Source organism: Paenibacillus xylanivorans (assembly GCF_001280595.1).
GTDB classification, from domain to species: domain Bacteria; phylum Bacillota; class Bacilli; order Paenibacillales; family Paenibacillaceae; genus Paenibacillus; species Paenibacillus xylanivorans.
Map to the genome: position 1 here is coordinate 6,792 of NZ_LITU01000036.1, position 13,134 is coordinate 19,925.

Genomic DNA, 13,134 nt, shown 5'->3' on the forward strand with positions numbered 1-13,134 from the left:
GCGCGGCCCAGACCGGAGCGGCGGCGCTGAGCAGCCGCTCGCGGTCCGGAAAGCTGCTGCGCGGCCACGCCAGCAGCAGCCTTAGGCGCAGCGCGGGGCGAAGCCGCCGCATGCGCATGGCCCCGGCGGCGCACAGTAACGCCGCTGCCACAAGGGCTGCCGCGGGCCATGGGTGCGCGGCAATGGCCCGTGCGCGGGCGAGCAGCCATGCGCCCGCGTGAGCCGCCCCGCCGTCGGTCTGCGGCGGGGTTACGGCAACGGGCTGCTGCCCGCTGAGCGCAGCGGCGTCTTGGCCTTCACCGTGTGTCATGGTGAAGCCTGGCGTGGCCTCGAACGGCATCCAGCCCGCGCCGGGGAAATACACTTCTACCCAGGAGTGGGCATCTCCCTGGGTCACGATGTATTGCCCGGGGACGTCCGGGTCTGCTTCTCCGGGTCCAAACCCCTTAACCCAGCGTGCCGGGATACCCTCTGCACGCAGCAGTACAATCATGGCTGTTGAGAAATGATTGCAATATCCTTGCCGCGTGACGAACAGAAAATCGTCCACAAAATCAGTTCCTCGCGGCGGCATACGGGTATCTAGCGTATATTCGGCATGGTCGGCTAAGTAATTCTTCACGGCTTGTACAGCATCATAACGGGTTTCACTTCCCCGAATGATTTCCTTGGCAAGAGCCTGTACACGACCAGGAAGTGAAGTCGGCAGTTGCAGATACGTTCTGCGAATAGCAGCCGGATCCTTCATTTTGGACGTCTTCCCCAGAAGGCTTAGTTGTTCAGGTGTTGCCACAGGAATCATCACATCTGCCGTATAACTTTTGACTGGTTGATCGTCATAGGTACCCGCGAGCCATAACGTTGCAGAATCTTCATTCGACAAGAGTAAAAGTTTGTTTTGATGATCACTGTTCTTATCCTGAAACGAAAGATTGAGCGGCGTTCCACCTGTAAAGAGGGGATTCGGTCCTCTCCATTCTCGCTTCATCGTCACAGTTTGACGAATACGTTGCCAATAGGCTGGATACTCCCAACCATCAGTACGCACCAATCCGGATGGACTTGCCGTAGCAAAGCTTTGCACCGGATCACTCCAGGTGCTTCCGTTATAATATGAACGGGTCTCGCCCCGCCAATACGTAGCTTCCGGGCTTTTCGCTGTAAAAAAGATCGTGTCTCCCTGTACCAAAGGTGCGCCCATCGGTGCATCCGCTGTACTATATCCGGTGACGGCGGCTGCGGCAGGAATACTTCCGTACTGTGTATAGCCTGCCCAGCGGGCAAGCCGCTCACCCATCTGCTCAAGTGATATCCGTTCCGGTGGAGGAATGGAAGCAAGTTGACCAGGGATCACTGAAAAAAGAACCATACCTACCGACATCGTAAGCGTTACCGTACACCAACGGCCATAAGGACTTTGCCAAAAGATCGGGGTGGTTACCCCGCCATTAAGGCGAAGCAACTGTAGCATGGCCTGAATGAGTAGAATCCACAGCACAGAACGTACCACTGAAGCATATACATCCAGCCCTGCAAATGATTCAAGCAGCAGCAAATAGACCAATGTTGCACTACTAAACAGCATCACACTTCGTCGCAGCAGTACAAGCGACTGCACGGAAGCCATCAGCATGCTCCATCCGCACATCATCAGCAGACCTCTTGTCTCCACACTAATCGAGTGAAAACGCCAGGTACTCAGGAAACTCCCGATATCTGCAGAAAGAGTAGCCGGATATGTAACTGCCCATCCGGCAGGGTCATTACCTCCGTACATGCAGCATAATGCAGCTAGCGCAATGAAGAGCCTGATCAGTATTCCCGTAATCCAGCCGGTACGAAGCAACCCCGCGAGCAGCAAGGCCCCCGTTAATCCTGCCATCACGGACAAAAACCGTTCACTTCCCTGCTGGCCCGTTGACGTTATAGGATAGATCCACTCCAGGGACAATATAAGCAAAATGGCAGAAATACAGACTCTGTACAGGAGAGGCTCCGAACTTTGATTATTACTCCTCAAATCTACTCCAGGTGTCCTCGTTTCAGCTATATATATGGATTGCACAGACTCTAATCCCAAACTGTCGGTACGCCCTTTTTCAGCCGCTTGAAGGTTTCCATTATGCTCCCACATCCGTTACCTCCGCCTTTCTCATTGAAGGTAATGAGCCGTCTGTGATCCAATGAATCTGTACTCCCCTTTGACGAAGCTGTTCCAGACTTTCATTGCACCCCAAGTCACGGATGGTTCGATCAGTTAACTGAACCTCTACCCTGTATCCTAAGCCGATTGCACACATTACCCACTCCACCAGAGCGTCATCCATTCTGCCGGTGAGAATTATAATTCGTGACCCGATCGCCATTCTATCTAACATCTCTGTACGAAGCGATGTAGCTTGAGACGTGGAAATTTGTGCCTGCGCCAGCTTGTCCAGCGCATGGTTTTCAGGCGAATGCAGGAAATCCTGTTGCCATTCCTCTTGTTGAGTAGATCCTGCCCTACCGCCTTCCGTCCACAGATGATAAGGAATGTTGTCCCGCTCAGCGGTATGAATCCAACGGGCAGCTGCACGGACCGCACGTTCAAAAGCAGGCGTGTCCTTCTTCTCTGACTGCCTCACTTCATAACCGGATGCACCTTCATACACAAGGATACCCAGCGAGACAGAATCTGAGGTTTCAGGCAAAAAAGTCTGAAGCCGACCCGTTTTGGCTGTGCTTTTCCAATGAACACGCCCCAGTGGGTCTCCTTGCTGATATTCCCGGAACTCAGGACTTCGATTTCCCTGACTGCTTCTTCGTTCAGACAGCGCATCTTCACCCATGGCTGAGTATTCTCCCGGAATACTCACGCCCCATTCCATTGCTTGAGGCACAACAATTAGCGGGGTATGATTCACAGTCTCTGCGGAGCACGTGTTCCATCCGAAAATATCACCCCAGTACAATCTCCCTGATTCCCATCTGTACACACCTCTGCGCAAACCCGATAATTCATATTGATACGTAAACTGGCGACGGGTTCCCGGGAATAGTAATTTACGGTGTACGCCAGCAGGTGTATTCTCACACAGAATGATCCATAACAGTGGAATCGGGCAATCGAATTTCAGTTCCACCGCAACCCGTGTTCTTTCGCCTGCCACAACCCGATTCGCATGCATTTGCCGCCGAATGTTGATATTGCGCGGACCGAAAAAATGGATACTCAGTGCGCTTACGAGCATCAGGGCCGTGATAATGGACAGAAAAAGCGCGGCTTTTCCGCCATGCCAAACATACAAAGAGGCAAAAGCCACCACCAAGACAGCACCCAACATCCGTTGACCCAGCGCGGTCATTGACGCCGTCCCCTTCCCTGTGCCGCCATCTGTACAGGTACAGGAACCGCTGCTAAAGCTTCCTGAATCACCTGCGCCTGTCCCCACATTTCGGCTCTATTCTGGGCCTTTAATTGAACACGATGGGAAAGGACCGGGATAGCCATCTCTTTCACATCATCGGGAATGACATAACTGCGTCCTTGGAGGTAAGCAAACGATTGTGCAGCAGCCATCCAGGCTAATGTTCCGCGCGGGCTGATGCCCAGCCTTACCGCTGGATGACTTCTGGAGGCCACGGCGACAGCAACCAGATACTGTTTGACCACAGGGTCAACATGTACATGTTTCACTTCCCGCTGCATGGCTACGACTTCTTCAGCAAGCATGACAGGGCGAAGCTCCTCAAGCAGTTCTCTGCTTTGCATTCGGGTTAACAGTTCCACTTCCTGCTCCGGATCAGGGTACCCCAGTCCAATCTTCATAATAAATCGATCCAGCTGCGCTTCAGGCAGACGATAGGTGCCCTCAAACTGCAACGGATTCTGTGTCGCCAGCAAAAAGAACGGGCGTGGCAAAGCGTAGGTTGTGCCATCCACCGTAATGCGTCTTTCCTCCATCGCTTCCAGCAGTGCCGACTGGGTGCGTGGGGAAGCGCGATTGATTTCATCAGCCAGAACAATATTGGACATGACAGGTCCTGGCCGAAACTTGAATTCTCCCGTATTCGGATGATACATCGACGTGCCCGTCACATCTGCCGGCATCACGTCGGACGTGAACTGAATTCGTCCCATGGAGCAATCCAGCGCAGAAGCGACAGCGCGAACCAGCATCGTTTTGCCTGTGCCTGGTACATCTTCCAGAAGTACATGACCTCCACTAAGCATTGCAGTTAGCACATAACGAATCTCTTGTTTTTTGCCAATAATCACACTTTCTACTCGCTTCATAACTCTATTCAGCAATTCAACGGCATGCTCATGTTCCATTCGAATATAAGACATTTCTCCTGTTCTCCTTCCATCCATCGGCATTCCTGAAACATAGTAATCTATGATTCAGTGTTGCCCGGAAGTAGAGAGAATAGTCCTGCACGAGCGACTTTATTCAGATCATTTTATCCACATACATGCTGCTCGCTGCTGCCAGAGGCACGCTGGCTTTAACAATCCATTCCTTTTCATTCGCCTTCAGTGAATCAATGCTTGCTCCCATATGCTCCATCAATTCCCGTAGCGGAACCCAGATTGTTCCTCCCTGGCTCTGCACAACTCCCTCTGTCGTCCTGTCATTGATCTGATTTGCGCTTTTCGTTGTCAGCTCTCCGCTGATACTGTCTGCATGGATGATTCGGTCTTTCCATACGGCTGTAGCTGTCCGGGTCTCTGCATTCCAGCGAGCGCTACCACCGAACTTTTTCATAAAGGTCCGTAAAGGCACCATGATCCGCTGATCTTCCACACGAAACTCTCCTTGCTTCAATGTGGCTGCTGCCAAGCCGATCTCCACCTTCAGTTCCTTGCCAGCCAACCACAGGTTGCTGTTCTCCTGTACATGTTCTGCGATCCACTCCGTACTCGGAGCCTTGCGTGACTTGTATTTACCATTGGAATCGATGCGGAACTGAACTGGCTGATCCGAGGCTTTCATCGTGTCAAAACGAAAACCCTGATCGCGATAATATTTAATAATGCCAGGTAGTGCTTTTACCGTCTCGGCATGTGCCCCTCCATCATGCATCAATACAATGACCGAACGTGCCCCGGCAGGCAATTTGGTGGCATTGCGCAAGATTTCTTTGGCAGGAACACCCTTGCGTTTGGAATCACCACTGTCTACGTTCCAGTCCATGACGGTGTACCCGCCCAATTTCATCAGATCAAAATAACTCTGGTCAAAATGTCCATAGGTACCACCCGGTGCCCGTACCAGATTAGGCCGAAATCCGGTAATTCGATTTACTACTTCCTCTGTTTGTTTGATCTGCTTCCAGAACACTTTGAAATCACTATACAGCTGTTCATAATTATGATTAAACGTATGATTGCCCAAAGCATGTCCATCTTCCACAACCGCACGGATCATTTCAGGATAACGTTCTGCCTGCTCACCAAGTACAAAAAATGTAGCCAAAACCTGCTCCTTGCGCAAAATATCCAATACTTCACGGGTATGGTTACCCGGTCCATCGTCAAAACTCAAATAGACTACCTTGTCTTGGGAATTCTCTTCTTTGGAGGCGGGCGCAACAGAGCCCGAAGCAGAAGAAGCGTAAGTTGTGCCTGCAAATGCAGCAAATACACTTAGCAGTACCACAATGCGAAGAACAAGCACAGACCATTTTCTAGATAAAAATGTATGTATTGGTGTTACCATGTACGAATCGACCTCCAACGTCTCTAGTGAATTTGCTGATAGACTTCAGCAGATTTGTTAGAATTATATGGAGGATGCGCTGAAAAAAGACGCGATTTTGTTTTATAATTTTTCACAATTTGGGATGGCTCGTGATTGATTCTTCGCTTCGGATTAGGTAGCATAATGGACAGGTAGGATCGTGAACAAAACTCCTTGGAGAGTAAGTATCTCCTCCCACCCTGTCTGCAGGAGAGTGAAGTCTATTGGAATTGCTTGAGAAGGTCCAGCATCTGTTTGGATCCTACGGATACAGCGTTTTGTTTTTTGGATTATTGCTTGAATTCATTGCCCTTCCCTTCCCGGGAGAAACGACTATGGCTTATGCCGGGTTTCTGTCCTACAAGGGTCATCTGGACTTCGGGATACTCGCCGTCCTCGCTTTTCTGGGAACGACGATCGGTATGACGATTACTTATTTTATTGGTGCCAAAGCAGGTCTACCGTTCATTACGCGATATGGAAAATGGTTTCTGATGAAACCGGACAAGCTGGATAAAACGCAAAAGTGGTTTGCCAAGTACGGCAATGCCCTGATCTTCATCGGTTATTTCATTCCGGGAGTGAGGCATTTCACCGGATATTTCGCGGGTATAGCCGCTGTACCCTTTCGTAAATTCGCTCTCTACGCCTATACAGGCGCACTGTTCTGGGTGGTGCTGTTTCTGGGCATTGGTAAAATATTCGGACCCCAATGGAACGCGGTGTTCCACCTTGCCCATCAATATACAGCTTACATTGTGGCGGGTATTGGGCTGCTGCTAATTGCAGCCGTACTATACCGTTATCGAAAAGCGTGGGCAGCTCGATCGTTGCGCAAGCCTGCCGCGGTTCGGCAAAGACAAAAGTAAACGACGATCAGTAACATATTTATCGATGACTTCAAGGAATACACACCTCCCAGTTATAGTTTCTGTTATTAGCAAGGAGCTGCATATCGCGGCTCCTTTTTTTCATGTTCTTTTTTATTCTGCGGGATAATCAATAACACATTTGTGATAATCCGGATTCATCCAGGTCATACTAATTTGCAAATATAGGGTGTATAAGGGGTGAAGGCATGAGTACAGCATCGCAGAGCAGTGAGGATCTGAGAATATCTCCGAATCTTACGAAAAATATAGATTACTGCAATCAAGTGATGGGGAATAGCATAGACTTGATGGTTCGTCCACTGCAATGTCTGCATAAATGGCCTTCTGTCATGTTATATATCGATGGAATGGTGGATGTCCAGATTATTAATCATTCCATCCTGGAATCCTTGTTACAAACCCGTGAGATACCTGAATTTTCAGAGGATAATGAGCATCTGACCTATCTCAAGAATGACGTACTGGCGGCCAGCAACGTGATATTAATCGATGAGATGAAAGACATTCTTGATGCCATTCTGGCGGGCTTTGCCGTTGTGCTCCTGGAAGGTTCTAATCGGGGTCTGAAAATTGCAGCAGCAGGCTGGGAAGATCGTCCCGTCGGTGAACCGATCTCCCAGACGGTTGTTCGAGGGCCCATGGAAGGCTTTAATGAAAATTTGCGTACAAATACAGGCCTAATTCGCAAACGAATTCGAGACCCCCATCTCTGGATTGAGGAAAGGGAGCTTGGCCGAGTCACGAACACCAGGATAGCAGTGGTATACCTGGAGCATATCGTTGATCAAGAGGTTGTAAAGGAACTGCGACGCAGACTTGATGAGATTGATATTGACGCTATTCTGGAAAGCGGATATATCGAGGAACTCGTACAGGACAAAACAGGTACGATCTTCCCCACGGTTTATAACAGCGAGCGACCAGATACCGTATGTGCTGCATTGCTTGAAGGTCGGGTAGCGATCATTATAGACGGCACTCCTTTCGTACTGCTTGTCCCAGCCCTGTTTGTTCATTTCTTTCAGTCTCCCGAAGATTACTACCAACGTGCCGATATCAGTTCGTTGATTCGACTGATCCGTTATCTGGCCTTCTTTATCGCGTTGCTCGCTCCATCTTTTTATATTGCTATTACTACCTTTCACCAGGAGATGCTGCCTACCAACCTGCTTATTAGTCTGGCAGCTCAGCGTGAAGGTGTTCCATTCCCGGCGTTCATTGAAGCCATCTTAATGGAGCTAACCTATGAAATTTTGCGGGAAGCCGGTATCCGGATTCCGAAGACCGTCGGTCAGGCGGTTTCCATTGTGGGTACCCTTGTTATTGGTCAGGCCGCAGTAGATGCGGGCGTTGTATCGGCTGCCATGGTTATTATCGTGTCCATTACAGCGATATCCAGTTATGTTATTCCTGAAAATGGATTGTCCATCTCTGTGCGGATTCTGCGTTTCGTGCTGATGATCCTGGCTGCTGCCTTTGGTTTCTACGGGATTCTGATGGTTCTGCTGATTACGGTAACCCATCTATGCAGTTTAAGATCCTTTGGTGTGTCTTACATGTCTCCGTTTGCGCCTTACATCGGGAAAGATCTCAAAGATACCATTTTCCGCGTGCCTTGGACCCGGATGAAAACCCGCCCAATCTCTACCGGAACTGCCAACGAAACTAGACAAGCAAACAAAAAAACGAAGCGATAATCGGTAAGGAGAACGTGTATGAACAAATGCCTACAATTGTTTCTATCTCTTGCCGTTCTGCTCCCTCTCCTTACCGGATGCTGGGATCGACAGGAACTCAATGAACTTGGCATCATGCTGGGTCTTGGTGTAGACAAGGATGGAGACATGGTCAAGGTGACTGCCCAGGTTGTTGTTCCCAATGAAGTATCCTCCAAGTCAGGAGGAGGTAAAGGGACGCCCGTGACTCAGTATCAAGCTTCTGCGCCAACCTTGTTTGAAGCCATTCAAAAATTAACAGAATCAAGCCCCCGTCGTATATTCATGGCACATATCCGCGTAATGGTCATTGGCGAGGAGTATGCTCGCAAAGTGGGCATTTACGATATCACAGAAGCATTAATGCGCGAGCCTACGGTTCGTCCTGACTATTACGTCATGGTTGCGAGAAATACAACGGCTTCCAAAGTGCTTGACGTGCTGACGCCTCTTGAAAACTTACCTGCAGAGAAGATGTTCAATTCATTGGATGTCTCTACCAAGACCTGGTCACCCACAACAACCGTAACCGGGGATCAATTACTGGAATATTTATTGGCACCTGGAATACATCCTGTAATTACGGGGGTAGAGGTTGTCGGTCAACCGGAGAACAGCGGAAGTCAGGCCAATATTGCCACTATAAAGGCTCCTGCCAGCCTGAATTCAACCGGGCTGTCCGTATTCAAGGGAGACAAGCTGATTGGTTGGCTAACGGAGGATGAATCCAAGGGATATAACTACATTCGAAACAATGTGGTATCTACCATAAGTCATTTGCCTTGCCGCAAAAATGGATATGTGACGTTTAAAGCACTCCGCACAACGACCAAACGGAAAGCGAAAGTTGTTGCAGGACGACCTGTAATCGACATCAACATCAAAAATGTATCATCTATAGGCGCAGTGGAGTGCGGAATCAAAATCGGTTCAATGAAAGTACTTAAGGAACTGGAACGGGATAGTGAGGAAAAACTTGTAGATCTCATGCAAAAATCCATTAAATCGGTACAGCGCAAGTTTCATGTTGATATTTTCGGATTCGGGCAAGAGGTCTATCATGCTGATCCCAAGTTCTTCAAAAAGGTGGAAAAAGATTGGGATAGTTATTTGGAAGATCTGGATGTCCATTACGATGTCAATGTTCAAATTAAACGTGTAGGCACACTGGATGATTCGTTCAAAGATCAAATTAGGGAGTGAGTCAGAGTGTTACTTACACTTAGTGTCATTGTAATCGCAGGGATCATTGGGTGGTTCGATCTGCCTGGGCTCATACGTCGCAAGGAATGGAAAGAAACAGCTGTTTACAGTGTCTTGCTGATCCTGGCCACTGTTCTAAGCATCTTCGCGGCCAACCTGTGGGAGATACCCAGTCCACTGTATCTCATTATATGGATTTATGAACCTGTAAATCATTTTCTGGCACACTTGACTGGAACTTAGGAAAAAAAGGAGGGGACATTATGCTTGAGCAGGGCCGCATCGGAACACGACAATTGTCCATCCTCATTTTCATGATGGTGGTCGGGGATATGATGCTGATCTACCCCTCTGTCATCACATCCTATGCCAAACAAGATGCCTGGATATGTGCTCTTGTCGGGGTTCCATTGGGAATGGCCCTCATGCTCATGTTTTTAAAGCTGTCCAGTCTGTATCCGGAGGAGAATCTGATACAGATTTTACGGAGCATTTTGGGATTTTGGCCAGGTAATGTTGTATCCGTATTTTACCTTTTCTTTTTTGCAATAGGCGCCTCAACGCACACCCGAGAGGTCGGAGATTTCCTCACCTCCCAAATCTTTCAGTACACTCCGGTTCGCGTCATCATTTTAATGTTTGTCATTACGATTGGCTGGGGGTTATACCACGGTCTGGAAACGATTGGGCGAAGCAGTGAGTTGCTGATGCCTATCCTTATCGTGTTTATTCTTGTGCTTGCATTCTGTCTGCTACCTCAGGTTGATCCCAGCAATGTGAAGCCTGCATCGGATGTCGGCGTCGTTCCCATCCTGCAGGGCATTCTCATAAGTATCATATATCCGGTAGGTGAACTGATCCCCATTATGATGATCATTCCCTACACCCTTAAACAGGCACACCGAACTCGGGATGTTCTTGTTGCAGCAGGACTTGGCAACTTGTTGCTGGCTATACTGGTTACCATCTCTCTGCTTGTTCTAGGTGCGTTCCTTACACAGCACAACATCTATGCTTCCTTTGTCTTATCTCAGAAGATTAATATCGGTGGATTTTTTGAGCGTATTGAAGCCATTATGGCTTCTTCCTGGCTTATCTCTACGTATGTTAAGGCGATGGTGTATCTGTACGCATTTACCGTCGGATGCGCCGAACTGTTTAAGCTCAAGCAGTACCGAATACTCATTCTGCCTGTATCATTGCTTATATTTGGCCTTTCCAATCTGGTCTCGCCCAATTTGACCTTCATCGTCATTACAGTCGTTCCATACTGGATAGATTGGGATACGACGTTAAGTATTATTTTGCCTGGACTGTTGTTGCTGGTGCATATGTTCAAAAAGCGCTGGAAAACCAAGTCATCCGGATAACAGAATGATAAAGCACCGATTATGTCGATTAATGAAGGAGTATGGAACCCATGCCAATCAGAGAAAAAATAACCATTCGGCAATTTACCCTGCTTACCTTTCTTGTCATGGTTGGGGATATGATTCTGATCTATCCTTCGTTGGTCACAACTTTGGGTAAACAGGATGCATGGATATGTTCTTTCCTCAGCCAGCCTATCGGTCTATTTATCATCTGGATCTTTTACAAACTATACCAAACCTACCCTAAACTTACTTTGATTGAGATTTGCCAAAAATTGCTTGGTCCATGGATTGGATCGGTCTTGTCTGCTGGTTACCTGTTCTATTTCGCCATAGGCGCTGCCATCTGTATCCGTGAGGTTGGAGACTTCATGACGACTCAGATCTACTTTGAGACCCCCATCCGTGTCATTTTGATTATGCTCATGTGTGTGCTGATCTGGGGCTTAATAAATGGATTGCAAACCATGGGAGCAACCAGTGAACTATTGACTCCTATTGTTGTTGTCTTTATGACTCTCCTGTTTGTGGGGCTGCTGCCCAAAATAGATGTCTCACATCTGCAACCAATCTTGAGCATCAGTTGGGTTCATTTAATTGAAACCGTTATTCGCGGATCATTTACCTCCTTCGGGGAGCTGCTCGTGCTTATCATGATTCTTCCTTATGTAATGTCAGGGCCGCACCTTAAACGAGACCTGTTGCTTGCCACTTTCTGCGGAGGTCTGCTTCTATGTGTGCTGTTATTGTTTTCCCTAATGGTTGTGGGACCTTTCCTAACCCAGCATAACATTTTTATTTCTTATACCCTGTCTCAAAAAATTAATATCGGCAACTTCTTTGAGCGCATTGAGGCCTTTATGGCTACTGCCTGGTTAATTGCGACCTATTTCAAAAGCTTGCTGTATATGTTTGCTTTTGTTATCGGATTAGCTCAGCTGTTTCGGTTGAAAACATACAAACCACTCATTCTCCCTTCATCCTTGCTGATGTTTGCATTGGCTATCCTGATTTCCCCCAATGTCATCTTTTATATCGAAACCATCATGCCTTCATGGGTGGATTGGGACATTACTTGCAGTTTTATTATTCCTCTGTTGCTTTTACTTGTTCATCGCATTCGATTTGGAAAGAACAAAGGAAATCAGACCCATCCAGAACGCTTGCCCACATAAAAAGGCTGTGTTTCACGGTATATCCCGCGAACACAGCCTTTATTATGAATTGAATATTATTTCTTTGTATAGTAAGAATACAGATTAACTTTTCTACAGTTGCTGCAAAGCCTCCAACGCTGCCTCAATATGGCCTTTGACTCGCACTTTCGACCACGACTTCAGCAGAACACCCTCTTCATCAATGAGAAATGTGGAGCGTACGATCCCCATATATTCCTTGCCATACAATTTCTTGAGCTGCCATACACCGTATTGTTCGGCTACCTGATGCTCTTCGTCTGACAACAGAGTGAATGGCAATCCATATTTGGCAATGAATTTGTCATGCTGCTTCATCGGATCGGTACTAATCCCCAGAATAACTGTATTTAACCCCTTAAACTCCTCATGACGATCACGGAAATCACATGCCTGCTGGGTGCAGGAAGAAGTCATATCCTTCGGGTAAAAATATATCAGCACCCGCTGTCCGCGATAATCCGAGAGCTTCACCGTCTCTCCCGTACTGGACGGAATTTCAAAGTCTGGTGCCAGTTTGCCTTCGGTTAATGTCATCTCATTGCCTCCTTTATCTCATCTATCCTTTCACAAAGGTCTTCTGTTACGATCCTGCTCCGCGATACTTCTTCACACCATAATTCCACAGCAGAAGGCCCATGGAGCCAAACACCAATCCCATCACAGGTGTCAGCATCGCCATACGATGCATTTCGGATCGTTCCAGAAACAGGGCTGCCGGGTAGATGCCCACGAAGGCAAACGGAATGACCCACGTTAACAGAACCTGAATCGCACGGTTATAGATGGTTACGGGATAACGTCCATATCCCTGAATGTTGTACATTAATGGCAAGATGCCTGTAGGTGCGTCCGAATAGAAAGACAACGACGTCAAGGTGATGTAGATTCCTGCATAGATTAACACCGAACTAAGAGCAAGAATAATGAGAGCCGGAATATGCCACCACTCCAGCACAAGCCCCATCTCCGCACCGCTGATGACCATAATGATCAGACCGATAAACGAACCAACAAGTGCAGGCGGGTCC

At 48.1% G+C, this 13,134-nt stretch carries 12 protein-coding genes; 6 read left to right on the top strand and 6 right to left on the bottom strand.

Annotated elements, in window-relative coordinates:
• The 4 genes from AMS66_RS04170 to AMS66_RS04185 form a co-directional block, all read right to left on the bottom strand.
• Nucleotides 1–1,960, bottom strand: a 1,960-nt coding sequence (locus AMS66_RS04170) for a transglutaminase-like domain-containing protein (protein WP_201782143.1), incomplete at its 3' end; no start/stop codon positions are given.
• A gap of 160 nt (nucleotides 1,961–2,120) precedes the next feature.
• Complete coding sequence (locus AMS66_RS04175; RefSeq protein WP_053779594.1) at nucleotides 2,121–3,344, bottom strand: DUF58 domain-containing protein; 1,224 nt, start codon at nucleotides 3,342–3,344, stop codon at nucleotides 2,121–2,123.
• Nucleotides 3,341–4,330, bottom strand: a complete 990-nt coding sequence (locus AMS66_RS04180; protein ID WP_053779595.1) for an AAA family ATPase — start codon at nucleotides 4,328–4,330, stop codon at nucleotides 3,341–3,343. The genes AMS66_RS04175 and AMS66_RS04180 overlap by 4 nt, the downstream gene beginning before the upstream one ends.
• A gap of 103 nt (nucleotides 4,331–4,433) precedes the next feature.
• The gene (locus AMS66_RS04185) at nucleotides 4,434–5,702 is read right to left on the bottom strand and encodes a polysaccharide deacetylase (protein WP_053779596.1); all 1,269 of its coding nucleotides are present in this window, start codon (nucleotides 5,700–5,702) and stop codon (nucleotides 4,434–4,436) included.
• Nucleotides 5,703–5,947: 245 nt separating this feature from the next.
• Between AMS66_RS04185 and AMS66_RS04190 the strand changes: the two genes are divergently transcribed.
• From AMS66_RS04190 to AMS66_RS04215, 6 genes are all read left to right on the top strand, one after another.
• Nucleotides 5,948–6,592: a DedA family protein gene (locus AMS66_RS04190; protein WP_053779597.1), complete on the top strand. Its 645-nt coding sequence runs from the start codon at nucleotides 5,948–5,950 to the stop codon at nucleotides 6,590–6,592.
• Nucleotides 6,593–6,801: 209 nt separating this feature from the next.
• Nucleotides 6,802–8,313, top strand: coding sequence for a spore germination protein (locus tag AMS66_RS04195; RefSeq protein ID WP_053779598.1), 1,512 nt, complete (start codon nucleotides 6,802–6,804; stop codon nucleotides 8,311–8,313).
• 18 nt (nucleotides 8,314–8,331) lie between these two features.
• Nucleotides 8,332–9,534, top strand: a complete 1,203-nt coding sequence (locus tag AMS66_RS04200; RefSeq protein WP_053779599.1) for a Ger(x)C family spore germination protein — start codon at nucleotides 8,332–8,334, stop codon at nucleotides 9,532–9,534.
• Between the two features lie 6 nt (nucleotides 9,535–9,540).
• Entirely contained in the window at nucleotides 9,541–9,777 is a 237-nt protein-coding gene (locus tag AMS66_RS04205) for a hypothetical protein (protein ID WP_053779600.1), read from the top strand.
• A gap of 20 nt (nucleotides 9,778–9,797) precedes the next feature.
• On the top strand, nucleotides 9,798–10,904 hold the full coding sequence (locus tag AMS66_RS04210) for a GerAB/ArcD/ProY family transporter (protein WP_053779601.1): 1,107 nt from the start codon (nucleotides 9,798–9,800) through the stop codon (nucleotides 10,902–10,904).
• A 50-nt stretch (nucleotides 10,905–10,954) separates the two neighbouring features.
• On the top strand, nucleotides 10,955–12,082 hold the full coding sequence (locus tag AMS66_RS04215; protein ID WP_053779602.1) for a GerAB/ArcD/ProY family transporter: 1,128 nt from the start codon (nucleotides 10,955–10,957) through the stop codon (nucleotides 12,080–12,082).
• Nucleotides 12,083–12,175: 93 nt separating this feature from the next.
• Here AMS66_RS04215 and bcp read toward each other — a convergent pair whose 3' ends face one another.
• Together bcp and AMS66_RS33450 are read right to left on the bottom strand one after the other, a co-directional pair.
• Nucleotides 12,176–12,640 (bottom strand): thioredoxin-dependent thiol peroxidase, encoded by a 465-nt coding sequence (bcp, locus tag AMS66_RS04220; protein WP_053779603.1) that lies wholly within the window; start codon nucleotides 12,638–12,640, stop codon nucleotides 12,176–12,178.
• A 46-nt stretch (nucleotides 12,641–12,686) separates the two neighbouring features.
• A partial coding sequence (locus AMS66_RS33450) for an ABC-2 family transporter protein (protein WP_236703172.1) occupies nucleotides 12,687–13,134 on the bottom strand: 448 nt, incomplete at its 5' end.